This is a genomic window from Streptomyces sp. NPDC050211 (genome assembly GCF_040656035.1).
Classification (GTDB): domain Bacteria; phylum Actinomycetota; class Actinomycetes; order Streptomycetales; family Streptomycetaceae; genus Streptomyces.
Window position 1 is genome coordinate 73655 of sequence record NZ_JBFALC010000030.1, and the last position, 23786, is coordinate 97440.

The 23786-nt window shown below is 70.9% G+C and carries 21 protein-coding genes; 10 read left to right on the plus strand and 11 right to left on the minus strand.

The features are described from left to right. Positions 1-56 precede the first annotated feature (56 nt). The gene (locus AB0I98_RS27115; protein WP_362946160.1) at positions 57-929 is read left to right on the plus strand and encodes a universal stress protein; all 873 of its coding nucleotides are present in this window, start codon (positions 57-59) and stop codon (positions 927-929) included. 1 nt (position 930) lies between these two features. Here the strand turns inward: AB0I98_RS27115 and AB0I98_RS27120 are convergent, their stop codons facing one another. From AB0I98_RS27120 to AB0I98_RS27130, 3 genes are all read right to left on the minus strand, one after another. After that, complete coding sequence (locus tag AB0I98_RS27120; RefSeq protein WP_362946162.1) at positions 931-2163, minus strand: DUF4032 domain-containing protein; 1233 nt, start codon at positions 2161-2163, stop codon at positions 931-933. A 10-nt stretch (positions 2164-2173) separates the two neighbouring features. Continuing rightward, complete coding sequence (locus AB0I98_RS27125; RefSeq protein WP_362946164.1) at positions 2174-2920, minus strand: MBL fold metallo-hydrolase; 747 nt, start codon at positions 2918-2920, stop codon at positions 2174-2176. A gap of 127 nt (positions 2921-3047) precedes the next feature. Beyond that, the gene (locus tag AB0I98_RS27130; protein ID WP_362946167.1) at positions 3048-3674 is read right to left on the minus strand and encodes an alpha-ketoglutarate-dependent dioxygenase AlkB; all 627 of its coding nucleotides are present in this window, start codon (positions 3672-3674) and stop codon (positions 3048-3050) included. A gap of 119 nt (positions 3675-3793) precedes the next feature. On the opposite strand from AB0I98_RS27130, the gene AB0I98_RS27135 reads away from it, so the two are divergent. Both AB0I98_RS27135 and AB0I98_RS27140 read left to right on the plus strand, forming a co-directional pair. Beyond that, the gene (locus AB0I98_RS27135; RefSeq protein ID WP_328370686.1) at positions 3794-4420 is read left to right on the plus strand and encodes a helix-turn-helix domain-containing protein; all 627 of its coding nucleotides are present in this window, start codon (positions 3794-3796) and stop codon (positions 4418-4420) included. 17 nt (positions 4421-4437) lie between these two features. Further along, complete coding sequence (locus tag AB0I98_RS27140) at positions 4438-6111, plus strand: FAD-binding dehydrogenase (RefSeq protein ID WP_362946169.1); 1674 nt, start codon at positions 4438-4440, stop codon at positions 6109-6111. An 18-nt stretch (positions 6112-6129) separates the two neighbouring features. Here the strand turns inward: AB0I98_RS27140 and AB0I98_RS27145 are convergent, their stop codons facing one another. Beyond that, entirely contained in the window at positions 6130-6480 is a 351-nt protein-coding gene (locus AB0I98_RS27145; protein WP_362946172.1) for a DUF488 family protein, read from the minus strand. A gap of 213 nt (positions 6481-6693) precedes the next feature. Between AB0I98_RS27145 and AB0I98_RS27150 the strand changes: the two genes are divergently transcribed. Genes AB0I98_RS27150 through AB0I98_RS27160 form a run of 3 tightly spaced genes read left to right on the plus strand, consistent with a single transcriptional unit; the run spans position 6694 to position 9969 of the window. Beyond that, positions 6694-7437 carry a L,D-transpeptidase family protein gene (locus tag AB0I98_RS27150; protein ID WP_362946174.1) on the plus strand — a complete coding sequence of 248 codons (744 nt, stop codon included), beginning with the start codon at positions 6694-6696 and terminating at the stop codon, positions 7435-7437. A gap of 19 nt (positions 7438-7456) precedes the next feature. Next, positions 7457-8152 carry a response regulator transcription factor gene (locus tag AB0I98_RS27155; RefSeq protein ID WP_362946177.1) on the plus strand — a complete coding sequence of 232 codons (696 nt, stop codon included), beginning with the start codon at positions 7457-7459 and terminating at the stop codon, positions 8150-8152. Further along, positions 8152-9969, plus strand: a complete 1818-nt coding sequence (locus tag AB0I98_RS27160) for a HAMP domain-containing sensor histidine kinase (RefSeq protein ID WP_362946179.1) — start codon at positions 8152-8154, stop codon at positions 9967-9969. Before AB0I98_RS27155 ends, AB0I98_RS27160 begins: the two co-directional genes overlap by 1 nt. A 25-nt stretch (positions 9970-9994) precedes the next feature. Here the strand turns inward: AB0I98_RS27160 and AB0I98_RS27165 are convergent, their stop codons facing one another. Beyond that, on the minus strand, positions 9995-11185 hold the full coding sequence (locus tag AB0I98_RS27165; protein WP_362946181.1) for a fumarylacetoacetate hydrolase family protein: 1191 nt from the start codon (positions 11183-11185) through the stop codon (positions 9995-9997). A 51-nt stretch (positions 11186-11236) separates the two neighbouring features. Beyond that, positions 11237-12973, minus strand: a complete 1737-nt coding sequence (locus tag AB0I98_RS27170; protein WP_362946184.1) for an IlvD/Edd family dehydratase — start codon at positions 12971-12973, stop codon at positions 11237-11239. A 122-nt stretch (positions 12974-13095) separates the two neighbouring features. Here AB0I98_RS27170 and AB0I98_RS27175 point away from each other — a divergent pair, with 122 nt between their 5' ends. Then, a complete protein-coding gene (locus AB0I98_RS27175; protein ID WP_362946187.1) occupies positions 13096-13785 on the plus strand; it encodes a FadR/GntR family transcriptional regulator in 690 nt (229 codons plus the stop codon). 103 nt (positions 13786-13888) lie between these two features. On the opposite strand, the gene AB0I98_RS27180 is transcribed toward AB0I98_RS27175, so the two are convergent. The 4 genes from AB0I98_RS27180 to AB0I98_RS27195 form a co-directional block, all read right to left on the minus strand. Continuing rightward, positions 13889-16261: a glycoside hydrolase family 3 N-terminal domain-containing protein gene (locus tag AB0I98_RS27180; RefSeq protein ID WP_362946190.1), complete on the minus strand. Its 2373-nt coding sequence runs from the start codon at positions 16259-16261 to the stop codon at positions 13889-13891. Between the two features lie 94 nt (positions 16262-16355). Then, positions 16356-17249 carry a carbohydrate ABC transporter permease gene (locus tag AB0I98_RS27185; protein WP_362946193.1) on the minus strand — a complete coding sequence of 298 codons (894 nt, stop codon included), beginning with the start codon at positions 17247-17249 and terminating at the stop codon, positions 16356-16358. 1 nt (position 17250) lies between these two features. Further along, entirely contained in the window at positions 17251-18153 is a 903-nt protein-coding gene (locus AB0I98_RS27190; RefSeq protein ID WP_362946195.1) for a sugar ABC transporter permease, read from the minus strand. Continuing rightward, the gene (locus AB0I98_RS27195; RefSeq protein WP_362946197.1) at positions 18150-19478 is read right to left on the minus strand and encodes an extracellular solute-binding protein; all 1329 of its coding nucleotides are present in this window, start codon (positions 19476-19478) and stop codon (positions 18150-18152) included. The genes AB0I98_RS27190 and AB0I98_RS27195 overlap by 4 nt, the downstream gene beginning before the upstream one ends. A 298-nt stretch (positions 19479-19776) precedes the next feature. Here AB0I98_RS27195 and AB0I98_RS27200 point away from each other — a divergent pair, with 298 nt between their 5' ends. Then, on the plus strand, positions 19777-20787 hold the full coding sequence (locus AB0I98_RS27200; RefSeq protein WP_362946199.1) for a LacI family DNA-binding transcriptional regulator: 1011 nt from the start codon (positions 19777-19779) through the stop codon (positions 20785-20787). Positions 20788-20822: 35 nt separating this feature from the next. Here AB0I98_RS27200 and AB0I98_RS27205 read toward each other — a convergent pair whose 3' ends face one another. Beyond that, complete coding sequence (locus AB0I98_RS27205; RefSeq protein WP_362946202.1) at positions 20823-21722, minus strand: LysR family transcriptional regulator ArgP; 900 nt, start codon at positions 21720-21722, stop codon at positions 20823-20825. Positions 21723-21791: 69 nt separating this feature from the next. Between AB0I98_RS27205 and AB0I98_RS27210 the strand changes: the two genes are divergently transcribed. Then, the gene (locus AB0I98_RS27210) at positions 21792-22403 is read left to right on the plus strand and encodes a LysE/ArgO family amino acid transporter (RefSeq protein WP_362946204.1); all 612 of its coding nucleotides are present in this window, start codon (positions 21792-21794) and stop codon (positions 22401-22403) included. Positions 22404-22483: 80 nt separating this feature from the next. Next, entirely contained in the window at positions 22484-23782 is a 1299-nt protein-coding gene (locus AB0I98_RS27215) for an MFS transporter (RefSeq protein ID WP_362946206.1), read from the plus strand. Positions 23783-23786: the final 4 nt, after the last annotated feature.

Consider the following 23786-nt stretch of genomic DNA (forward strand, 5'->3'; position numbering starts at 1 on the left):
TGTTCCGACGAAGCGACCGCAATCATGAAGCGACCGCACCACAGGGAGGCAACCGCATGACACGCCCGATCACGGCAGGGGTCGACGGGACCGACGAGAGCCACGCCGCGCTGGCCTGGGCGGCCCGCGAGGCGGTCCGTCGCGGGCTGCCGCTACGGGTGGTGCACGCCTGGCGGTTCCAGCCGCACGAGGCGATCGACGCCGGTGACGCCGACAGCCAGGCCGGGTGGGTGCGCAAGGCCGTGACGGAGGCCGCCCGGACCGTCACCGAGCGGCACCCGGAGCTCGACGTGACGACGGACGTTCTCGAAGGCGGCCCGGCCGACACCCTGGCCGCCGCGGCGGCCGACGCCGAGATGCTGGTGCTCGGCTCGCGCGGCCACGGCCGGGTCGTCGGCTTTCTGCTCGGCTCGGTCGGACAGCAGGTCATCGCCGGGGCCACGGGTCCCGTCGTCCTCGTACGGGCGGGGGACGAGCCGGCCGCCGAGGCCGCGGGCCGCGAGGTCGTCGTGGGCCAGCAGGGCGACCCGGACGACAGCGCCGCCGTACTGCGGTTCGCGTTCGAGACGGCGGCCGCGCGCGGGGCGACCGTCCGTGCCGTACGCGCCTGGACGCTGCCGCCGGTGTTCTCCTACAGCCCGGCCTCGCTCAAGCTGCTCGATGAGGCCGGGGGCCTGGAGCCGTACGAGAAGAAGGCGCTGGCCGCGGCGGTGCAGCCGTGGCGGGACCGCTTCCCGGACGTTCCGGTGGTGGAGCACGTGGAGATGGGTAGCGCCGGGCAGGTGCTGCTGGACGTGGCCGGGCAGGCCCAGCTGATGGTCGTCGGGCGCCGGGCCCGCCGTACGGCCGTCGGCGCACGGATCGGCTCGGTCGCCCACGGGGTCCTGCATCACGCGGGCTGCCCGGTGGCCGTGGTCCCGCCCGCCTGAGTCACTCGGCCGTCGGCTGCAGCGTCTCGCGAGCCTTGGGCAGGATGTTCTTGACGTACTCGTCCACCGCCGTGTCCAGCCCGATGTCGTGCTGGGCACGCTCGGACAGGTACCAGCGGTGTTCGAGCAGCTGGTGGTAGATCTCGGCCGCGTCCATCGAGCCGCGCAGCTCCAGCGGCACCGCGCGCACGGTGGGACGGAACACGTCCCGCACCCAGCGGTGGGCGAGCACCTCAGGGCGGGCGCCGAGGGGGTCGCCCGGGGCGTAGTCGTCCTGGGTGGCCATCCAGCTCTCCAGGTCGTTCAGGAGCCGCCGCGCCTGGTTCTCCTCGGTGTCGAGGCCGGTCAGCCGGAGCAGCTGGCGCTGGTGGTGGCCCGCGTCGACGACCTTGGGCACGAAGGTGACCGTGTCGCCGTTGGAGTTGTGCTCGATCTGCATCTCGGCCACGTCGAAACCGAGTTCGTTGAGGCGGCGTATCCGGCGCTCTATGTACTGGTATTTGCCCGCCGGGTAGACGGAGGTGCGGGTCAGCTCGTCCCACAGGTCCCGGTAGCGTCCGCAGATCTCGGTGCCGAACTCGATCGGGTCGACGGAGGGGTGCAGCGCCCCCGACGCCTCCAGGTCGAGCAGCTCGCCGCTGATGTTGACCCGGGCGAGGTCGAGGTCGTAGTCGCGCTGTCCGCTGCTGAGCTGCGGATGCAGATCACCGGTCTCGGCGTCCACGAGATACGCGGCGTAGGCGCCCGCGTCCCGCCGGAAGAGCGTGTTGGACAGCGAGCAGTCGCCCCAGGCGAACCCGGCGAGGTGCAGCCGCACGAGCAACACGGCCAGGGCGTCCATGAGGCGGTGCATGGTGGCCGGGCGCATGGTCGTCTCGAACATCGAGCGGTACGGCATCGAGCCGCCCAGATGCCGGGTGATCAGCACCGGCTCCAGCGGCGCCCCGTCCTTGTCGGCACGCCCGGTGACCACGGCGAGGGGGTCGACCGCGGGGATGCCGATCCGGTCCAGGTCGCGCAGCAGCTCGTACTCGCGCTGCGCGGGCCGTTCGGCCAGCTCCTTGACGGCGATGACCTCGGAGCCGGCCCGGGCGTAACGCACCACGTGGCGGGAGATGCCGCGCGGCAGCGGGACGAGGTACTCCTCGGGCCACTCCTCAAGGGGCACGTCCCACGGCAGCTCGAGGAGGAGCGCGGGGTGCTCCGGATTGGTCGCGCTGATCTGCAATGCCATGGCCAGAACTCTAGAGCGCGCGCTCCCGTGCGTGCCGTGCCGCCTCACGTACTGGACCGCGGTGCACCGGACCGTGCCCGGGGACCAGGAAGTCGCCGTCGAGACCCTCCAGGATCTCCAGCGAGGTCACGGCACGGGCGCGTTCGTGATGGAACATGTCCGGCAGCAGCTGGGGCCCCTTGGCGCGCGAGGTGGGGTGGCCGCTGACCAGGGCGTCGCCCGAGATCACCACTCCGGTGCCCGGGAGGTGGAAGGCGGTGTGGCCGAGCGTATGTCCGGGCGTGTGGACGGGGACGGGGCGGCCGGGCAGGTCGAGCGGCCCCGGCGCCGGGAACGGCTGCGGTTCGGCGACCGGGACATGGGCGGTGCCGCCGACCCGCAGGGCGCGCACGGCCCACGGCAGGACGCCCGGACGCCAGCCGTTCCTGAGGACCCGGCCGATGGACACCTGGTGCAGGAAATCACGGCGGGCGTGCGGCACTTCGGCCTCGTGCAGGTAGACGGGTGTGCCGTACGAGGCCCGCAGGTGCTCGGCGGAACCCAGGTGGTCGGTGTGGGCGTGCGTGATCAGTACCGCCGTCACCGCCTGCGGCGAACTGCCCACCTCCGCAAGGGAAGCGAGGAGCCGTTCCCGGTCCCCGGGGTAGCCCGTGTCGATCAGCGTCACGGCGTCCCCCTCACTCAGGATCACCCAGTTCGTGTTGCTCCCGTGCACCAGATAGGTGCCGCCGGCGACTTGCTGCACGGCTGCCCGCATGATCGTCCCGCGTGGTGAGGTCCCTGCCCGACGGCATCAGCAAAGCAGACGGCGGGGGTGAGGCTGCCTCCGGCACCGTCCCCCGGAGGCAGCCCCCGCGCGCATCCGAAGCGGCCGCCTCTCCGCCTCAGTGCACGCCGTCCGGGCGGAACTGCACGCTGATGCGCGGTCCCGCGGCCCGTGCGGTCTTCGGTACGGCGTGCTCCCAGGTCCGCTGGCAGGAGCCGCCCATCACGATGAGGTCCCCGTGGCCCAGCGGACGCCGGATCGTGTCGCCGCCGCGCAGGGGTCGCAGCAGCAGATCACGGGGTGAGCCGACGGAGAGGATCGCGACCATGGTGTCCTCTCGGGCGCCCCGTCCGATCCGGTCGCCGTGCCAGGCGACGCTGTCGCGGCCGTCGCGGTAGTAGCACAGGCCGGCCGTGGTGAAGGGCTCGCCGAGTTCGTCGGCGTAGTGCGCCGAGAGCATGTCGCGGGCCTCGTCCAGCACGGGGTGCGGCAGCGGGTCGTCGGCGCCGTAGAACGCCAGCAGTCGAGGTACGTCGACGACGTGGTCGTACATCGTCCGCCGTTCCGCACGCCACGGCACCTCGTCCACCAGCTGTTCGAACAGGGCGTCGGAGCCTTCGAGCCACCCGGGCAGGACGTCGATCCACGCGCCACGGCCCAGTTCGGTGCGGCGCATCCCGTCGAGGGAGCCGAGCCGGAGCCGGTCCGCCTGGTCGAAGAGCGAGCCCTGGAGGTGCGTGGTCATGGATCCAGCGTACCCCTTATTCGAAAGTTTGTTCCATCGGGTGTGTGCGGACTTCTCGCACCCCCCTTTGGATACGTTCGTGTATCGGATACATTCCCGTATCGAACGAAGGGCGGGCCATGGTGGCGGAGGCGACGACCGGGCGCGTGACCAGGCGCCGTGTCCGCACGCGCGCGAACCTGCTCGACGCCGCGTTCGCGGTGTTCGCGGCCAAGGGCTTCGGCCGGGTCTCGATCGAGGAGGTCTGCGAGGCGGCCGGGTACAGCCGGGGTGCCTTCTACTCGAACTTCGCCAGCCTCGACGAGCTGTTCTTCGCCCTCTACCGGCAGCGCGCCGACCTGATCGCCGAGCAGGTGTCCGGGGCGCTCGCCCTCGACGGCCCCGACCTCGACGTGCCCGCCGCCGTCGACCGCGTCACCGAGGTGCTGCTGCTCGACCGGGACTGGCTGCTGGTGAAGACGGACTTCCTGGTGCACGCCGCCCGTGACCCGGACGTCGCGCGGACCCTGCTGGAGCACCGGGCGCGGCTGCGCGGCGCCATCGCGGAACGGCTCGCCCGCGCCCAGGGTCACACCGAACTGCCCGCCGTCCTGGGCGACATCGACGCCGCCGCCCATGCGGTGGTCGCCGCGTACGACGGGGTCACCACCCAACTGCTCCTTGACCGGGACGCCGAGCACGCTCGCGTCTGGCTCAAGCAACTGCTCACCGCGCTGCTGACCGACGGCAGCGACACCACCGTATGAGGAAAGGGACGGTCGCCATGGATGCCGACGTCATCGTCGTCGGAGCGGGCCTCGCCGGCCTGGTCGCGGCGCACGAACTCACCAGCCGGGGCCGCAGGGTCGCCCTGGTCGACCAGGAGAACGCCGCCAACCTCGGCGGCCAGGCGTTCTGGTCCTTCGGCGGGCTGTTCCTGGTCGACACCCCGGAACAGCGGCGCCTGGGCATCAAGGACTCCTTCGACCTCGCCTGGAACGACTGGCAGGGCAGCGCGCAGTTCGACCGCGTCGACGACGAGGACTCCTGGGCGGTGCGCTGGGCGCGGGCCTACGTCGAGTTCGCGGCGGGGGAGAAGCGCTCGTGGCTCGCCGGGCACGGCATCTCGTTCCTGCCCACCGTCGGCTGGGCGGAGCGCGGCGACCTGAGGGCCGACGGGCACGGCAACTCCGTCCCCCGCTTCCACATCGCCTGGGGCACGGGCACGGGAGTCGTCGAGCCCTTCGTCGGCCACGCCAAGCAGGCGGCGCGGGACGGGCTGCTCACCTTCTACCACCGGCACCAGGTGGACGAACTCGTCGTCGAGGAGGGCTCGGTGCGCGGCGTGCGCGGCACGGTCCTCGCCGAGGACCGCTCGGCCCGCGGTGTCCCCTCCAGCCGCGACCGGATCGGCGACTTCGAACTCACCGCCCAGGCCGTCGTCGTCACCACCGGCGGCATCGGCGCCAACCATGACATTGTCCGCCGCTACTGGCCCGAACGTCTCGGCACCGCGCCCACGGAGATGGTCACCGGCGTCCCGGCCTACGTCGACGGCCGCATGCTCGACATCAGCGACCGGGCCGGCGTACGGCTGGTCAACCGCGACCGCATGTGGCACTACACCGAGGGCCTGCAGAACTGGGACCCGATCTGGCCCGGCCACGGCATTCGCATCCTGCCCGGCCCGTCCTCGATGTGGTTCGACGCGCTGGGCCGCCGGCTGCCCGACCCGTGCCTGCCCGGATACGACACCCTCGGCACCCTCAAGCATCTGCGCACCACCGAGGACATCGCCGGATACGACCACTCCTGGTTCATCCTCACCCAGAAGATCATCGAGAAGGAGTTCGCGCTGTCGGGCTCTGAGCAGAACCCCGACATCACCTCCAAGGACCGCAAGGCGTTCCTGCGCGAGCGCGTGCTGGGCAAGGGCGCGCCGGGACCGGTCGACGCGTTCCTGCGCAAGGGAGCGGACTTCGTGACGGCCCCGACCCTGGACCAACTGGTCGAGAAGATGAACCAGTTGACCGAGAAGCCGCTTCTCGACGCGGCCGAGGTACGGCGCCAGATCGAGGCACGCGACCTGCAGATCGCCAACCCGTACGCGAAGGACTCCCAGGTCCAGGGCATCCGCAACGCCCGCCGCTACATCGGCGACCGCCTCGGCCGGGTCGCGACCCCGCACCGCATCCTCGACCCGGCCGCCGGACCCCTGATCGGCGTCAAGCTGCACGTCCTGACCCGCAAGACCCTCGGCGGCATCCAGACCGACCTCGAATCCCGCGCCCTGGGCGCCGACGGACAGCCGGTCGACGGCCTCTACGCGGCGGGCGAGGTCGCCGGCTTCGGCGGCGGCGGCGTCCACGGATACAACGCCCTCGAGGGCACCTTCCTCGGCGGCTGCCTGTTCTCCGGGCGCGCGGCGGGGCGGGCGGCGGCCCAGCAGACCGCCTGAACCCTCGGGCCCGCCTCCTCAGCCCTGGAGGAGGCGGGCCAGCACGGCGGCATGACTCTCCTCGGGAGTCTTGGCCGAGGTGAGCAGGGTCACCGGCCCCTTGCGGGCCAACTCCCTGATGGTTTCGACGAGTTCGGCCGCCTCGGGCGCGGCGAGCTCCGCCTCGTAGCGACGGCTGAACTCCTCGTACGACCCCTCGCCCGCGTGGTACCAGCGGCGCAGTTCGGTCGACGGAGTGAGCGCCTTCGGCCACTCGTCGACCCGCGCCGCGTCCTTCGACAGTCCGCGCGGCCACAGCCGGTCGACCAGGACACGCACGCCGTCCTCGGGCTCGGGCGGATCGTAGACGCGACGGACGCGAACGCTCACGGTGAGGCCTTTCGACGGGGATGTGCCGGGAGCGTACTGCGGGGTGCGGCGGGGAAGGCGGTACGACTTGACCTGAACGGGGTCGAAACGTGGACGGAGTGACGCCTACCGTGAAGCTGTAGCCCGCCCCCGACCCGCAAGTGCCGAAGACTCGTGACCGAACACCCCTCAGAACCTGACGAGTTCCTCACAAGTGTTGGTCAAGGTCGAGCCATGATCACACGCAAGCCCGGCGTGGCCCTGCTCGCCGTGTCCCTGCTCCTGACCGGATGCGGCCGCGGTGCCTCGGCCGCACCGGACCACAAAACCGTGACCCCCCAGGCCGGCGCCCCGAACACCCCCGCCCCCAAGATCTCCGCAGAGACGGCACCGCGGCAGGTGCCCGGTCTCGGGCCGAAGACCTGGGCGAAGGTGCCGTCGGACACCCGGCAGGCCGTCGTCGTGACCGGACGGGGCAAGAACTCCTCGCGCTCCACCGTCGTCCTGTACGAGCGCACCTCCGACGGCTGGCACGCGGGCGCGAGCTGGCCCGCCCACAACGCCCTCAAGGGCTGGACCGACGACCACCGGATCGGCGACCTGCGCTCACCCATCGGCGTCTACACGCTCACGGACGCCGGTGGCCTGCTCGACGACCCCGGAACCAAGCTGCCGTACGACCGCTCCACCGGCTTCACTTCACCGGGAACCGGTTTCGAGGGTGAGTCGTTGCTCGGCTCCTTCGACTACGTCATCGCCATCGACTACAACCGGCGGCCCGGCACCACGCCCCTGGACTGGACCCGCCCGCTCGGTGCGAGCCGCGGCGGCGGGATCTGGTTCCACGTCGACCACGACGGCCCCACCCAGGGCTGTGTGAGCATCGCCAAGGAGCACATGAAGGAGCTGCTGCTGGCGCTGGACCCCCGGCTGAACCCCGTCGTCGTCATGGGCGACGCCGCGTCCCTGGCCCGCTGAACCGCTTAGGATCCGCCGGGTGTGCGCACATGTGCTGGTCGCCGAGGACAACGAGATGCAGGCCGAGTTGATACGGCGCTCCCTGCTCGCGGAGGGTCACACCGCCACCGTGGTCCACGACGGGCGGGCCGCGCTGGACGCGGCACGGCGGCTCGCCCCTGACCTCGTCGTGCTGGATCTGATGCTCCCGGTGATCGACGGGTTCGGGGTGTGCCGGGTGCTGCGCGCGGACGACGACATCCCCGTCCTGATGCTCACCGCCCGCTCGACCGAGGACGACATCCTGCTCGGCCTGGAGCTGGGCGCGGACGACTACATGACCAAGCCGTACAGTCCGCGCGAGCTGATGGCCCGCATCCGGACCGTCCTGCGGCGCAGCGGACGGGTGCCCGTGGACCGGCGCGAGGATCCGGTCGTACGCGCCGCGGGTCTCTCGGTCGATTCCGTACGGCACGAGGTGCGCTGCGACGGAACGCCGGTGGAGTGCACGCCGGCCGAGTTCGAGATCCTGCTGGCCATGGCCGGGGAACCGGAACGGGTGTTCTCCCGGCGGCAGTTGCTGGAGATCACCCGGGGCACCGACCGGGCCTCCACCGAACGGGCCGTCGACGTCCACATCATGAACCTGCGCAAGAAGATCGAGGCCGACCCGCGCCGCCCGGCCCGGCTGCTGACCGTGTTCGGCGTCGGCTACAAGCTCAGCGGCGGCCGCTGATGAGCGAGCGCATCCCGCTGCGCAAGCGCCTCCTGGTACGGCTGCTGATCGCCTCCGTCCTCATCGCCGTGTGCTCGGTTGCGGCGACCGCATGGCTGGCCGTGGCGACCACCACCCGCGCGCTGCGCGAGGAGCAGGGCCAGGCCCTCGCCGCGGACATGGAGGTCCTGGCCGAACTCAGCGGCTACGCGGCCACCCATCGCGACTGGAGGGGAGTCGCCGCGACCGTGCGGGAGTTGTCGGCGCAGACGGGCCGGCGTATCGCCCTGACCACCCCCGACCGCAGGACCATCGCCGACTCGGCGCCGCCCGGCACCTCCCTGCCACCGACCGCCGCCGCGACCGTGGACCCCCTGCGCACCGACACCTCCACCGAGCGGGGCGCCCAACTCGGCGGCACCGACCCGCGCGTGGTCGGCCCGTACCGGCTCACTACGGCGGAACGCACGAAGCTCGACCTCCTGGCCCGGAAACGACAGAGCTGCTTCGCCCACCACGGCCTGGAGACCCGCCTCACCCGCACACCGAGCGGCCGCCCGGTCCTGGCCGACGCGGACGGGAACGGTCAGCCCGGCTACGTGCCGGAGCCGTGCGGCGACGGCCTGCTCAACACGCCCACCCCCACGGAGGAGAAGGCGCTGACCGCGCTCCACACGCTCGCGCGCGACTGTCTGGTCCGGGCGGGCGTGGATCCCCGGCTGCCCGTGGCCCTGGGGGACGCCCTGCCTGGCCTGCCCTTCCGGAGCCCGTCCTTCGCGTCCGGCTACGACAAGACAGGTGTCACGGACATGCGGCAGGCCGAGTCCTGTCTCGACGACGCCCGTCGCGCCCAGCTCGACCCCTATACGGCGCCGGTGGCCGAGCTGTTCCTGGGCGGTGGGGGCAGCCCTGCCGTGCGGTTCGACATGTCCCCGGCCAACAAGGCCAAGGTCGTGGGCACCGCGGGGCTCGTGCTCGCCGTCACCGTGGCCGTGACCGCCGTGGTCGCCACCCGGCTGGTACGGCCGCTGCGCGCGCTGACCGCGGCGGCCCAGCAGCCCCCGGACCGCCATGTCCGCGTCCCCGTCACCACGCGGGACGAGACCGGCATCCTGGCCGCGGCCTTCAACGACCTGACCGAACGCCGCGAACGACTGGAAGCCCAGCGCAAGGCCATGGTCAGCGACATCGCCCACGAACTGCGCAGCCCGCTCACCAATATCCGCGGCTGGCTGGAGGTCACCCGCGACGGAGTCGTCGACCCGGACCCCGCCCTGCTGGCCGCGCTGCACGAGGAGGCCGTCGTCCTCCAGCGCGTCATCGACGACCTGCGCGACCTCGCCGACGCCGACGCCGGCACCCTGCGCCTGTACCGCGAGCCCGTGCGCTGCGACGAACTCCTCCACCAGGTCGCCGCGGCCCACCACGTCGCCGCCGACGCGGCCGGCGTCGAACTGCGCACCGACATCGACGGCACGCCCTGGCTGGACGCCGACCCGGTCCGGATGCGGCAGGCGCTCGGCAACCTGGTCTCCAACGCGCTGCGGCACACCCCGGCCGGCGGCACCGTCACCCTGGCCGCGCGCCAGGACGGTGACGAGGTCCTCATCGAGGTCGCCGACACCGGCACCGGTATCACGCCCGAGGAACTGCCGCACGTCTTCGACCGGTTCTGGCGAGCGGAGAAGTCCCGCAGCCGCCGCACGGGCGGCAGCGGACTCGGCCTGCCCATCGTCCGCCACCTGACCGCGGCCCACGGCGGAACGGCCGAGGCGGTCAGCGAGCCCGGCCAGGGCAGCGTCTTCACCCTGCGGCTGCCGGGCGGCCCGACGTCGTAGCGGGCCGCGTGGCGTCGAGGCAGGGTCACAGCATGCCGCGCCGGGCCAGGTTGTGCATCAGTGCCCGTACGCCGAAGGTCCACGGCGCGGCCTGCTCGCTGGCGACGACGGTGTTGACCAGAGCGCCGAGCGGCGGGCTGGAGATCCGTACGATGTCGCCGTGCTCGTGGGTGAAGCCCGCGCCGGGTGCGTGCCGGTCCTCGGTGGGCGCGAACAAGGTGCCGGTGAACAGCACGAAGCCGTCCGGGTACTGGTGGTGCGCACCGTGCGTCGCGGCCACCAGGTCCAGCACGTCGCGGCTGATCTCGCGCATCGAGCTGCTGCCCTGGAGCACGAAGCCGTCCGCGCCGTCGACGCGCAGGTCGATGTCGAGCCCGCGTACGGTGTCGAGGTCGAAGTCGTCGTCGAGCAGGCGGATGAACGGCCCGATCGCGCAGGAGGCGTTGTTGTCCTTGGCGCGAGAGAGCAGCAAGGCGCTGCGTCCCTCGATGTCCCGGAGGTTGACGTCGTTGCCGAGGGTGGCGCCGCGTACCCGGCCGCCCGAGTCGACGACGAGGACGGCCTCGGGCTCGGGGTTGTTCCACACCGACTCGGCGAGCACTCCGATGTCGGCTCCGGTGCCGACCGCGGACAGCACCGGGGCCTTGGTGAACACTTCCGGGTCCGGCCCGATCCCGACCTCGAGGTACTGCGACCACAGTCCCTCGGAGACCAGCAGCTCCTTGACTTTGCCGGCCTCCGGCGACCCGGGCCGGAGTCCGTCGAGCGCCCCGCCCACCGCCTGCCGGACGCGCTCCCGCACGCGGGCGGCCTGCGCCGGATCGCCGCCCGCGCGCTCCTCGATGACGCGCTCCAGCAGACTCCGGGCGAAGGTGACGCCCGCCGCCTTGATCACCTGGAGGTCGATGGGGGCGAGCAGGTGCGGGACATCGCGGCGGCCGGTCGCGGTCGCGTCCAACAGCTCGTCAAGGGGCCAGGCGTGTTCACCGACGGCCTCGCGGACCACCGTGGCCGCGTCGTCGCGTTCCAGCAGGTCGGAGACGGTGGGCGTGACGGCGGTCAGGTCGACGACCTGCTCGCCGCGCACCGCGGCCACACACGGCCCGTCCCACTCCGGGGCGTATACGCGTGCGATGAGGGTGGCCCGGTCGGCGTCGTCCGGCAGGACGGAGCCGGGCGTGAGGGCGGGACGGGGGCGGGCCGGTGCCGATTCCACGCTGCTGGTCTCCCGGGTTCGCGGGCGGGGGTGGGGGTGTTGGGCGGCGGCTCAGTGGGAGTCGCGGGGGACTTCGTGGCCGCGACTGCCGCGCAGGAAGCCGAAATCGGCTCCCTCGTCGGCCTGTCCGACGTTCTGGGTGTACAGCCAGGTGTAGCCGCTGGTGTACCGCGGTGCGGGCGCCTCCCACAGCTCCCGGCGCCGCTGGAGTTCGGCGTCGGCCACGTCCAGACGCAGGGTGCGGTTCGGGACGTCGAGGACGATCGGATCGCCGTCACGCACCAGGGCGAGAGGGCCGCCGACGGCCGCCTCGGGGGCTACGTGCAGCACCACGGTTCCGTACCCGGTACCGCTCATCCGGCCGTCGCAGACACGCACCATGTCCGTCACGCCCGCCTTGAGCAGCTTGGCGGGCAGCGGCACGTTGGCGACCTCGGGCATGCCGGGGTACCCCTTGGGGCCGGCATTGCGGATGACGATGACGGTGTTCTCGTCGACGTCGAGTTCCGGGTCGTCGGCGACCGCGTGGTACGCCTCGGGGGAGTCGAAGACGCGTGCGGGGCCACGGTGGGTGAGCAGGTTCGGTGACGCGGCCGACTGCTTGATCACCGCGCCGTCGGGACACAGGTTGCCGCGCAGCACGGCGGTACCGCTCCCGGCCGGTTGGAACGGGGCGTCTAGGCCGGTGATGACGTCCGCGCCGACGCGCTCGGCGTCCGCGACGTTCTCGGCGACACCGCGGCCGGTGACGGTGATCTGATCGCCGTAGAGCAGTTCGCCCCGGAGCAGTTCGGCCATGACGGCGGGCAGCCCGCCCGCGTAGCAGAAGTCCTCCATCAGGTACCTGCCGCTGGGCATCAGATTGACCAGGGTCGGCACCACGCGGGCCAGTTCGTCGAAGTCCTCCGGGCTCAGGTCGACGCCGACGCGTCCGGCGAGGGCGGTGAGGTGGATGATGGCGTTGGTGGAGCCGCCGATGGCCGCGTTGACCCGGATGGCGTTCTCGAAGGCTTCCCGGGTCAGGATCCGCGCGGGGCGCAGTTCCTCTTCCACCATCCGGACGATGCGCTGGCCCGCCGCCTGCGCAGTCTCCATCCGCCGAGAGTCGACGGCGGGCCAGGCCGCCGAGCCGGGGAGTTGCATGCCGAGTGCCTCAGCCATGCACGCCATGGTGGAGGCGGTGCCCATCGTCATGCAGTGGCCGTTGGAACGGGCCATACAGCCTTCGGCGAAGAAGCACTCCTCCTGCGTCATCCGCCCGGTCTTGAGGTCTTCCTCGAACTTCCACACGTGGGTGCCGGACCCCACGTCCTGGCCTCGGTACTTGCCGTTGAGCATGGGCCCGCCGGTGACCATGACGGCGGGCAGGTCGACGCTGGCGGCGCCCATGAGCATGGCGGGCGTCGTCTTGTCGCAGCCGGAGAGCAGGACGACCCCGTCCAGCGGATTGGCCCGGATCAGCTCCTCGACCTCCATGGCCATGAGGTTGCGGTAGAGCATGGCGGTGGGACGCATCAGCGTCTCGCCGGTGGCCATGGTCGGGAACTGGAGCGGGAAGCCGCCCGCCTGCCACACACCGCGCTTGACCGCTTCGGCGACGCGGGTCAGATGTGCGTTGCACGGGGCGAGTTCGGAAGCGCTAGTGGCGATGCCGATGACGGGACGCCCGTCGAACACCTCGTGACCGAAGCCCTGGTTGCGCATCCAGGAGCGGTACACCATCCCGCTGCGGCCTTGCGCGCCGAACCACGCCTGGCTGCGGCGGCTCGTCGTCTTCGCGTCCGTCATGTCGCCTGCTCCTGTGGCTCGTGTGCCGACCGGTGCGTGGTCCCGTAGCGTGAGACAATCATTAAATGATTCAATGAATGGCGTCCAGGGGGTGAACGAAGATCGTGGTGGTTTTCCGGACCATGCATCAGCAAGTGGTCGACGAGCTGGGGCGGCGAATCGTCGGCGGTGCCTGGGCGCCGGGGGAGCCGCTGCCCGTCGAGGACGCGCTCGCCACTGAAATCGGCGTCAGCCGCGGCGGGCTGCGGGAGGCGGTCAAGGCTCTGGTGGCCAAGGGGATGCTGGAGGTACGCCCGCGTACGGGTACGCGAGTGCTGGCCCCGGAGCACTGGAACCACCTGGACCGCGACGTGCTGCGCTGGCAACAGGCCGGAGATCCCTCGGCTTTACTGCGCGACACGGTTGAACTGCGCCGGATCGTCGAGCCGGAGGCCGCCCGGCTCGCAGCTGACCGGGCCCGGCCGGATGACGTGCGCGCCCTGTACGACGCCCTGGCGGCCATGGAGGCCGCGGCGGCGAGGCCCGGGCGCGAGGGCTACGTCGAGGCCGACATCGCCTTCCACCGCGCTCTGCTGGACGCGAGTGGCAACCGCCTGCTCGGCTCCCTGGGTCGCGCGGTCGACATCGCGCTGGAACACAGCTTCCACGTCAGCACCCAGACACCCGGCGCCGTCGAGGCCTCGCTGCCGGCTCACCGCGCCGTCGTGGACGCGGTGGCGGCCGGCGATCCAGCGACGGCGTCGGCGGCCGTGCTGTCGATCATCGAAGCGGCCGAACAGGAGATCGCGGAGTCGCCTGGACTGCGGCGCTGAGTCCGAACCCGGCTGCGTCCGCCGGTCCGAGTGGGGAAGGCGACGCGACCCGAGGACAAGTTCAACCCTTGGGCAATGGGCTCCGGCTGCCCGACCACCCCACCTAGCCAGCGTCCTGCTCGAACGTAGCGTGGAGGCGCCGCGTGTGATCCACGTGGCGCTCGGTTCCGGTCAGCGTGACCCTGGCCGTCAGACGCGGACCCGCGCTGGAGGCGGCCAACCGCACTTCCAGTTCGCCCGGTTCGACCACCCGCCGACCGTCGCGTCCGGTGAAGGAAGCGAGGTCGGCCGGGACCGTGACATGGATGCGGCGGGCCTCGCCCGGCCTCAGCTCGAGCCGGGTGTAGCCGACGAGGCGCTGCACCGGCTGGACGACGGAGGCAACCGGGTCGTGCAGATAGAGCTGGACGACCTCGGCTCCAGGCCGTTCGCCGGTGTTGCGGACTGTGAATGTGAGGGTGAACTCGCCGTCCGTCGGGGCCTCTTGGACGTCCATGATCAGGTCTGTCCAGTCGAACCGCGTATAGGACAGGCCATGGCCGAAGGAGAACGCCGGGGTCGGGTCGATGTTGGACACCTCGCTGGCGTGCGCGAGGCGCGCGCCGAGGTACGTGGTCGGCTGGGAGCCCGGCCCACGCGGCACGCTGACCGGGAGACGTCCGGAGGGATTGACACGGCCGCTGAGCACCCCGGCAATCGCGTGAGTGCCCTCCTCACCCGGGAAGAAGGACTGCACGATCGCAGCGGACTCGTCCACGGCCCGGCCAAGGGCGTACGGCCGTCCCGCGAGCAGCACGGTGACCACGGGCGTCCCCGCATCGAGCAGGGTGTCGAGCAGTTGCTGCTGCGCACCGGGCAGGACCAGCGCCTCGGCGTCACATCCCTCTCCGCTGGTGCCCTGCCCGAACAGCCCGGCACGGTCGCCGAGCACTACCACGGCGACATCTGCCTCGCTTGCCACCCGGGCGGCCTCGCGGATGCCGGAGAGGTCTCCGTCGTCTATTCCGGTGCCGCGAGCGACCGTGATCTCGGCGTCGGGAAACTCGACGGCGAGAGTGTCGCGCAGCGTGGGCAACTCGATGCCGAGCGGGGTCCCGGGGTGGCGGACGCCGATGTGCTGAGGGAAGGAGTAGCAGCCCAGCACCGCTGTGGGCTCGGTCGCGTTGGGGCCGATCAGGGCGATGCGGCGCGGCCGGGTGAGCGGCAGGGTACCGTCGTTGGACAGGAGGATGACCGCCTTCTCGGCGACTTCTCGGGCCAGTTGGCGGTTCTCAGGCGGGTCCAGGTCGACCTTGCCGCGCAGGGCGTCCGGGTCGTCGAGGTCGGCGCCGTCGAGCGCGGCCGGTACGGCGCTCCAGTCGGGGTCGAGCAGGCCGAGCGCCGCCTTCTGGAGGAGAACGTGGCGCAGAGCGCGGTCGATGAGCTTCTCCGGTACGCGGCCCTCGGTGACGGCCTGCACGAGGGGTGTGCCGAAGGTCTTGACGTTGGGCAGTTCGACGTCGACGCCCGCCGCGAGTGCGGCGCCGGCGGCGTCGGCCCAATCGGCTGCGATGCCGTGCAGGGTCTTGAGGAAGGCGATGCCGAAGTAGTCGGAGACGACGGTGCCGTCGAAACCCCAGGTGTCACGGAGCAGTCCGGTGAGCAGTTGCTCGTCGGCGGCGGCGGGAATGCCGTCGGTGTCGGTGTAGGCGTGCATCACGGAGCGGGCACCGCCCTCGCGGACGGCCATCTCGAAGGGGGGCAGCAGGACATCGGCCTGCTCGCGGGCCCCCACGGAGGCGGGAGCGAGGTTACGACCGGCGCGAGAGGCCGAGTAGCCGACGAAGTGCTTGAGGGTGGCGACGATCCCGGCGGACTCAAGGCCCTGCACGTACGCCGTGCCGATGGTGCCGACCAGGTACGGGTCCTCGCCGATGGTCTCCTCGACCCGGCCCCAGCGGGCGTCACGCATCACATCCAGGACGGGCGCGAGTCCCTGGTGGACGCCGACCGCACGCATGTCGCGGCCGATGGCGGCGGCCATGCGCCGCACCGTGTCCGGATCGAAGGTGGCGCCCCAGGAGAGCGGAACGGGGTAGGCCGTCGCCCCCCAGGCGGCGAAGCCGGCCAGACACTCGTCATGCGCGAGAGCGGGAATGCCGAACCGGTTCGTGGCGGCGATACGGGTCTGGGTGCGGGCCAGGGAGAGCGCACCCAGGGCGGGGTCGACCGGGACCGTGCCGAAGGGTCGGGTCAGCTGGCCCAGTCCGTTGGGCAGGAGTGCGTCGAGATCGACGGCCTCCTCCAAGTCGTGCTGATGGGGGGCCACTTCAGCGCCCTGATTGGAGGCGCCCACCCACACTCCGTACAGCTGGGCGGTCTTCTCCTGAAGGGTCATCGCGTCGATCAGGGCGTCGACTCTCGCGGTGACGGAAACGGTGGGGTCGTTCCAGAGGGAGATTGCGGGGGCGTTCTCTACAGCCACGTTGGCGTTCACTTTCCTCCCACGCCCATCAGACCAGAATTCGATCTTGGAGCTCACAGAATGTCTCGGACCACAGGCCGGCCACCGCCCACGGCGGCAGCGTCGGTCAACGGCTGAATCCGGCGGTCAGACCGCTCAGCAGCTGACGGCGGCCGAACGCGTACAGGATGATCAGGGGCAGGGTGGTGAGGACGACGGCGGCCAGGAGGGCGGGGACGTTGACCCCGTACTCGCCCTGGAAGGTCCACAGGGCGAGCGGCAGAGTCCGCTGGGAAGGGCTCTGGGTGAGGATCAGCGGCAGCAGGAATCCGTTCCAGATGGTCAGCGCGTTGTAGATGGTCACGGTGAGGATGGCCGGTCGGGTGAGCGGCGCCGCCAGGCGCCACAGCGTCCCCCACTCGGTGGCTCCGTCCACCCGCATCGAGTCGAACAGCTCCTTGGGCACGTCGCGGATGAAGTTGGCGAGTATCAGCACGGACAGCGGGATGGCGAAGGCGATCGACGGCAGGATCAGCGCCAGCAGGCTGTCGTACAGCTGCAGCTTGATGATGATCAGATAGACCGGGATGGCCGTCGCCTGCAGCGGGATGGCGAGGCCCATGAGGAACATGCCGTTCACCACGCGCAGGAACCGCATGCGCCAGCCGCGCACGATGGCGTAGGCGGCCATGAAGGAGACCGCGACCGCCGGCACCACCGCGCCGGCGGTGACCACGACGCTGTTCCAGAAGTAGCTGATGAAGTCGGACTCGAGGACCAGCTCGTAGTTGTCCAGTGTGGGGTCGGTCGGCGGCGCCAGCGGGTTGCTCGCGTAGTAGTTGCTCCGGGCCTTGAGGCTGGTGATGAGAATCCAGTAGAGGGGTACGACGACGACGGCGAGCCAGAGCCATCCGGCCAGACCGCCGAGCCAGTTGCGCCGGCGGGCGGTCGCACCGGGACGGTGCCCCCGCTCGCGTGGGGTGGTCTTCTGCGGTTGCGGCTTGGTCAGCGTGGTGGTCATGTCAGACTCCCTCGAGCTGGCTCTCACCGGCGTCCCGGCCTCCGAGCCGGCGCAGCAGCAGGGCGATGGCGAGGCCCATCAGGACGAGGATGACCGCGATGGCGCTGGCCGGCCCCATCAGGTCGGCCTGGAAGCCGCGTTTGTACATGTCCAGCGCGAGGACCCGGGTGGCGTCTCCGGGGCCGCCCTCGGTCAGGACGAAGATGAGGTCGAAGAAGGTGAGCGACCCGATCACCATCAGCGTCGACGAGGTGATGATGGTGTATTTGAGCTGGGGCAGCGTGATGCTGAAGAACTGGCGGATCCGCCCGGCGCCGTCCAACTGTGCGGCCTCGTACAGGGACTGCGGGATCTGCTGGACGCCCCCCTGGTAGATCAGCGAGTGGAACGGGACGAACTGCCAGGAGACGACGAAGACGACGACGCCGAAGGCGAGCCAGGGGCGCCCCAGCCAGTCCTTGCTGAGCCACTCGAACCCCAGCCCGGCGCCCAGCCCGAAGTTGGGGTCCAGCAGGGCCCTGTACGCGACCGCGATCGCCGCGGAGCTGAGCAGGAGCGGGACGAAGTAGATCAGGCTCAGCACCGCGCGGTAGCGCTGGCGGCCGGCCAGGAACGTGCCGAGCAGAATGCTCGCCGGTGTCTGAACCGCCCAGGACACGGCCATCACCAGGAACGTCACCCAGAGGGCGTGCGGCAGCCCGGGGTTGGTGAGCACCGCACGCCAGCTGGTCAGGCCGGACGGGTGGATGGTGCCGATCCCGTCCCACGTCGTGAAGCTCAGCACGAAGACGCCGACGAGCGGGACCACGGCGAAGCCGACGAAGAACAGCAGCGCCGGCACGGCCAGCCAGGGCAGGATGCTGCGCCGGCCCTCGCGCCCTGCAGAGCCCGTGAGTGCGCTCACTTGCCGATGACCTTGTTGAGATTGTCGGTGAACTGCCGCGGCGAGATGGACAGCTGGAACAGCTTGGCGATGTTGTCCAGCAGCGTCTCGGCGGCCGTCGGGCTGAGCGCCTGGTCCCAGGACTGGGCGAACGACTTCGCGTTGCTGGCGATCCCGTAGACGAACTGCAGGAACTCGGCGCTCTCGGATCCGGCCAGCAGCTTCTCCGAGCCCTTCCGGATCGGCACCGCCCCGGTGTCGATCCAGTCCTTCACCTCTTCGTCCGTGAGGACGCCGGTGGCGAAGAAGTCCTTCGCGATCTTCTTCTGCTCGGCGCTGGCCTTCGAGGAGATGGACAGGTACTGGGCGGGGTTGCCGACGGAGTTGCCCGGATCGCCCTTGCCGCCGTCGACGGGTGGGAAGTTCATGAAACCGAGGCCGTCGCCGGAGACGAAGTCCCCGCCCTCGGTCTGCTGGATGCCGTACGACCAGGAGCCGTGCAGCATCATCGCGGCCTTGTCGGTGTACAGCAGCGCCTGGTCGGCGTTGGAGTCCGCGGTGATCGAGGAGAAGCCCTTGACGAATCCGTTCGCCTTGACCAGGTCCTGCACCTTGGTCAGCGCCTCGATGGCGGCCGGGTGGGACCAGGCGTTCTTCTCGCCGTCGAAGACGGCCTGGAACACCTCGGGGCCGCCGATGCGGTCGAACAGGAACTCCAGCCACATCATGTTCGTCCACCGGGACTGGCCGCCGAGGGAGAACGGCGCTATGCCCTCCGCGTTGAACTTGGGCACCAGGGCCATGATGTCGTCCCACGACTGGGGCGGCTCCACGCCGACATCGTCGAAGACCCTTTTGTTGTAGAACAGGACGATCGGCTCCACGCTCTCGAACGGCATCGCGTAGATCCTGCCGTCGACGGTCGCAGCGCCGAACGAGGACGGAAAGAGCCGGTCCTTGATCTCGGGGTTCTGGTCGAACCACGGGGTGAGGTCGTCGACCTGGTCGGCCTGCACGTACCTGCGCAGCGTGCCGCCGCCCCACCCCCAGATGATGGTGGGCGCCTTCCCGGCGCCGATGGCGGTCTTGATCTTCGTCTTGTAGGCGTCGTTCTCGAAGGTGGTGACCTCGATCTGCCCCTTGGGGTTGGCCTCGTTGAACCGCTCCACCGCGCCGGTCCTGACGCCTTCCTGGGGCTGGCCGCTCAGGTGCCAGTACGTGGCCTTGCCGCCGTCGCCGCCTCCTCCCTTGCTGGGACCGGACGTGCCGCAGGCCGTCAGCGCCGCGGAGACCGGCACAGCGGCGGCCATGCCGAGGAGGGTACGTCGAGAGAGGGGTATCTCCATGTTTGTTCTCCGCACTCGAGAGCCACCGGCTACTCGTGAGTCGTGGTGAAAGGTTTTCGAAACTTTTCGAAACTTCCCTTTTCGAGCCAGCTCGTTGTGCCTGTGCGTGCAAACTAGATTTCGGGCTGACGCCCTGTCAAGGTATGTGCAGCCACGTTGTCAGGCAGCAGCTACGTGCCTAATGCCGGGCGAGCGCGACCCTCGAAAGGTCTTGGAAGGGGCCGAAATGTTTCGGAGGTAAGGGGCAGGTAGAGGAGTGCATGTTGTCGTACGGTTGACGTACTGCTGGGAGGAACCGATGCCACCGAACGCCAGGCGCACCACTTTGGCGGACATCGCCCAAGCGGCTGGGGTCTCCGTCGCGACCGTGTCCAAGGTGGTCAACGGCCGCGGTGAAGTGGCGCCGCAGACCCGCGCCCGGGTGCAGGAACTGCTGCATCAGCACGACTACCTCGCGCGCGTGTTCCGCCATACCGAATCGATGGCGAGCCCGACGATCGAGGTGCAGTTCCAGGGCGGCCTCAAGTCGTATGTGGCCGAGACCCTGGAAGGCATCCTGGACTCCGCCACCGAAGTGGGGGCCTCGGTGGTGATCAGCAAGGCGTCCCGCGCCCCGCACTGGGCCCGGGACCTGGTCTCAGCCGGGCGCCGCGCCGTCATCGCGGTCACCAGCGTGTACACCGCCGCGCACGTGAAGGAGCTGGCCCGGGCCGGGCTGCCGCTGGTCGTGCTGGACCCGCTGCATCTGCCGGACAGCCGGGTCAACAGCGTCGGGGCGACCAACTTCGCCGGCGGCCTGTCCGCGACCCAGCACCTGCTCTCCCTCGGCCACCGCCGCGTCGCCTATCTCGGCGGACCGGCGATGGCCGTGTGCAACCAGGCACGCATGCACGGCTACCGCGCCGCCATGGAGTCGGAAGGAGCGCCGGTACCCGACGCCTACGTCCGGCCCGGAGAATTCACGTACGAGACCGGCTTGCTCGGTTCCGCGGCGCTGCTGGACCTGGCAGAGCCACCGACGGCGATCTTCACAGGCAACGACGAGATCGCCCTGGGTGTCATCGAGACCGCCCGCGCCCGAGGCCTGCGCGTCCCCGAAGACCTGAGTGTGGTCGGCTTCGACGACACGCATCTCGCTGAGATGGCCTCACCACCACTGACCACTGTGCGCCAGCCACTACGGGAGATGGGCGGCGCCGCCCTGCGCACCGCCCTCCGACTGGCCAACGGTGAGAAGGTCGAGTCCCACCACATCGAACTTGCCACGGAACTCGTGGTACGCGCCTCAACGGCGCCGCCGGGAGGGTAAGCCCAAGGTATCCGGCGATCAGGCGGCGAAGCAGGTCACCAGGAGCGAAGCGTCTCAGCCGCCGTCGCTGACACGGCGTCGGCCACCGCCGCCAGTGCGGGTGAGTCCAGCTTCCACTGCTGCCAGTACAGGGGCACCTCGACCGGCCGCTCCGGCGCCAGTTGAACCAGTCGCCCCGCCCGGAGCAGCGGCACGGCCTGCGCCTCGGGCAGCATGCCCCAGCCGAGACCGGCGGCGACGGCCGCCGCGAAGCCTTCCGATGTGGGGATGAAGTGCCGCACCGGTCTCGCTCCCTCGTGACCTCCCCCCTCTCCGCCGGGCAATCGCCGTACGAAGCCGTCCTGGAAGTCGTCCCGTCGGTCGAAATTCACCACCGGCGCGTCCCGCAGCGGCCCGTCGCGATGTTCCTCGGCGAAGGCCGGACTGGCCACGGCGAGGTAGCGCATCCGGCCCAGCGCCCGCACCGAGCACCCTGCCACGGCGTCCGGCGAGGAGGTCACCGCCGCCATCACCTGGCCCTCCCTGAGCAGCGCCGCCGTGTGGTCCTCGTCCTCGCGGCGCAGTTCGAAGGAGAGCCGGGGCTCGGCGGGCAGGCGGGTGAGCGCGCCCAGGAACCAGGTGGCGAGGGAGTCGGCGTTCACGGCGATGGACACCCGGGTCGGCTCCCCGGCGCCGGTCATGCCCAGCTCGGCGCGCGCATCGCGCTCCAGCCGGGCCAGTTGGCGGGCGAACCGCACGACCACCTCGCCAGACTCGGTCGCCCGCACCGGCTTGGTCCGCGTCAGCAGCACGCGCCCGGTGCGCTGCTCCAGTGCCTTGACGCGCTGGCTGACCGCCGACGGCGTCACATGCAGGGTGGACGCCGCCGCGTCGAACGTGCCCTCGTCCACCACGGCGAGGAGGGTCCATACCTGGTCGAGAGGCAGGTCTGTCATCACGAGCGCTAATGATACGTAAGAATCTTTAGCTGTACTCCAGGCGGTGCCTTCCCTAGCGTCGATGCCATGTCCCACGCACTGTCCGCCGCGGCCGCCGGGTTCGGCACCGGCCTCTCGCTCATCGTCGCCATCGGTGCCCAGAACGCCTTCGTCCTGCGCCAGGGCATCCGCCGCGACGCGGTCCTCCCCGTCGTCGCGATCTGCGCCCTCTCCGACGCGGCCCTCATCGCGCTGGGTGTCGCCGGTGTCGGTGCCGTGGTGGTCGCCTGGCCGGGGGCGCTGACCGCCGTCGGCTGGATCGGCGGTGCGTTCCTGCTCTGCTACGGCGCACTCGCCGCACGCCGGGTGTTCCGGCCGGGTGCCCTGACAGTGGAGGGGGAGGCCGCGGGCTCCCGCAGACGTGCCGTGCTCACCTGCCTGGCCATGACCTGGCTCAACCCGCACGTCTACCTCGACACGGTGTTCCTGCTCGGCTCCGTCGCCGCCGACCGCGGCCCGCTGCGCTGGACGTTCGGACTCGGCGCGGTCTGCGCCAGCCTCTGCTGGTTCGCGGCCCTGGGCTTCGGCGCCCGGCTGCTCAGCCGCTTCCTCGCCCGGCCCGCCGCCTGGCGGGTCCTGGACGGTCTGGTCGCCGCGACGATGATCGCCCTCGGTGCGACGCTCATTGCCGGAACCTGAGGTTGCCGATCCGCGCGCTCAGTCGGTGGTGCCATAGTGATCCCTTGATTCGAAAGATGTAGCGAGCATCAAGGGACCCCGTGGACACGAGCGAGAGCAGCCCCCACTCCGACTCCGAGGCCGCCGAGAAGGCGGGACCGCCCCGCCGCGGCTGGCGCCGCTGGGCCCTGGACACCCGTCCGCTGCGTCGCCCTGCCTATCGCCGCCTGTGGAGCTCGACCATCGTCACCGCGGTCGGCAGCCAGCTCACCGCCGTCGCCGTGCCCAAGCAGATCTACGACATCACCGGCTCCTCCGCCTGGGTCGGCTACGCCAGCCTCGCCGGACTGCTGCCCCTGGTGGTGTTCGCGCTGTGGGGCGGCGCCGTCGCCGACACCATGGACCGCCGCAGGCTGCTGCTGATCACCAACAGCGGCATAGCCGTCACCTCGCTGCTGTTCTGGATCCAGGCCGCCGCCGGGCTCGGCTCGGTGGCGGTCCTGATGGTGCTGCTCGCCGTGCAGCAGGCCTTCTTCGGCCTCAACGCCCCGGCCCGCAGCGCCTCGATCGCCCGCCTGGTCCCCGCCGACGAACTGGCCGCCGCGCAGGCCCTCGGCTCCACCGTCATGCAGACCGGCCTGGTCGCGGGTCCGCTCCTGGCCGGCGCCCTGATCCCGGTCATCGGCCTGCCCGAGCTGTATCTGATCGACGCGCTCGCCCTGTGCCTGGCGGTCTGGGCCGTCGTACGACTGCCCGCGCTGCCGCCGCTGGACGGCCGGCCCGCCCGCCGTGCCGGGCTGCGGGAGATCGGGGCCGGGTTCCGGTACATCTCCCTGCACAAGGTGCTGTTGCTGTCCCTCCTCGCCGACGTCGTGGCGATGGTCCTCGGCATGCCCCGGGCCCTGTTCCCGCAGCTGGCCGCCGAGACCTACGCGTCGTACGGCGAAGGGCTCGCGCTCGGCCTGCTGTTCGCGGCGATCCCCATCGGCGCGGTGCTGGGCGGGCTGTTCTCCGGCACGTTCTCCCGGGTCCGCCGACACGGGTGGATGGTGATCGGCGCGGTCGTCGTCTGGGGCGTGGCCATCACCGGCTTCGGGCTGAGCGGCAGCCTGTGGCTCGCGGTGGCGTTCCTGGCCGTGGCCGGGGTGGCCGACATGGTCTCGATGGTCTTCCGCGGGGCGATCCTGCTGTCCGCCGCCACGGACGAGATGCGCGGCCGGATGCAGGGCGTGTTCACGGTCGTCGTCGCGGGCGGCCCACGCCTCGCCGACCTGCTGCACGGCACCGCGGGCTCCGCCTTCGGTCCGCGTACGGCGGTGGTGGGCGGCGGCGTCCTGGTCGTCGCCGTGATGCTGGGCCTGGCCGTCGCGATGCCCGCACTGCGCCGCTACCGCGTCTGACGCC

What these genes read in the sequence shown, in the direction of transcription:
- AB0I98_RS27185 (WP_362946193.1), bottom strand. Translation starts at nt 17,249, where the DNA reads ATGACCACCACGCTGACCAAGCCGCAACCGCAGAAGACCACCCCACGC.
- AB0I98_RS27195 (WP_362946197.1), bottom strand. Translation starts at nt 19,478, where the DNA reads ATGGAGATACCCCTCTCTCGACGTACCCTCCTCGGCATGGCCGCCGCT.
- AB0I98_RS27210 (WP_362946204.1), top strand. Translation starts at nt 21,792, where the DNA reads ATGTCCCACGCACTGTCCGCCGCGGCCGCCGGGTTCGGCACCGGCCTC.
- AB0I98_RS27135 (WP_328370686.1), top strand. Translation starts at nt 3,794, where the DNA reads ATGGTGGCGGAGGCGACGACCGGGCGCGTGACCAGGCGCCGTGTCCGC.
- AB0I98_RS27120 (WP_362946162.1), bottom strand. Translation starts at nt 2,163, where the DNA reads ATGGCATTGCAGATCAGCGCGACCAATCCGGAGCACCCCGCGCTCCTC.
- AB0I98_RS27170 (WP_362946184.1), bottom strand. Translation starts at nt 12,973, where the DNA reads ATGACGGACGCGAAGACGACGAGCCGCCGCAGCCAGGCGTGGTTCGGC.
- AB0I98_RS27205 (WP_362946202.1), bottom strand. Translation starts at nt 21,722, where the DNA reads ATGACAGACCTGCCTCTCGACCAGGTATGGACCCTCCTCGCCGTGGTG.
- AB0I98_RS27125 (WP_362946164.1), bottom strand. Translation starts at nt 2,920, where the DNA reads ATGCGGGCAGCCGTGCAGCAAGTCGCCGGCGGCACCTATCTGGTGCAC.
- AB0I98_RS27140 (WP_362946169.1), top strand. Translation starts at nt 4,438, where the DNA reads ATGGATGCCGACGTCATCGTCGTCGGAGCGGGCCTCGCCGGCCTGGTC.
- AB0I98_RS27160 (WP_362946179.1), top strand. Translation starts at nt 8,152, where the DNA reads ATGAGCGAGCGCATCCCGCTGCGCAAGCGCCTCCTGGTACGGCTGCTG.
- AB0I98_RS27175 (WP_362946187.1), top strand. Translation starts at nt 13,096, where the DNA reads ATGCATCAGCAAGTGGTCGACGAGCTGGGGCGGCGAATCGTCGGCGGT.
- AB0I98_RS27150 (WP_362946174.1), top strand. Translation starts at nt 6,694, where the DNA reads ATGATCACACGCAAGCCCGGCGTGGCCCTGCTCGCCGTGTCCCTGCTC.
- AB0I98_RS27130 (WP_362946167.1), bottom strand. Translation starts at nt 3,674, where the DNA reads ATGACCACGCACCTCCAGGGCTCGCTCTTCGACCAGGCGGACCGGCTC.
- AB0I98_RS27115 (WP_362946160.1), top strand. Translation starts at nt 57, where the DNA reads ATGACACGCCCGATCACGGCAGGGGTCGACGGGACCGACGAGAGCCAC.
- AB0I98_RS27200 (WP_362946199.1), top strand. Translation starts at nt 19,777, where the DNA reads ATGCCACCGAACGCCAGGCGCACCACTTTGGCGGACATCGCCCAAGCG.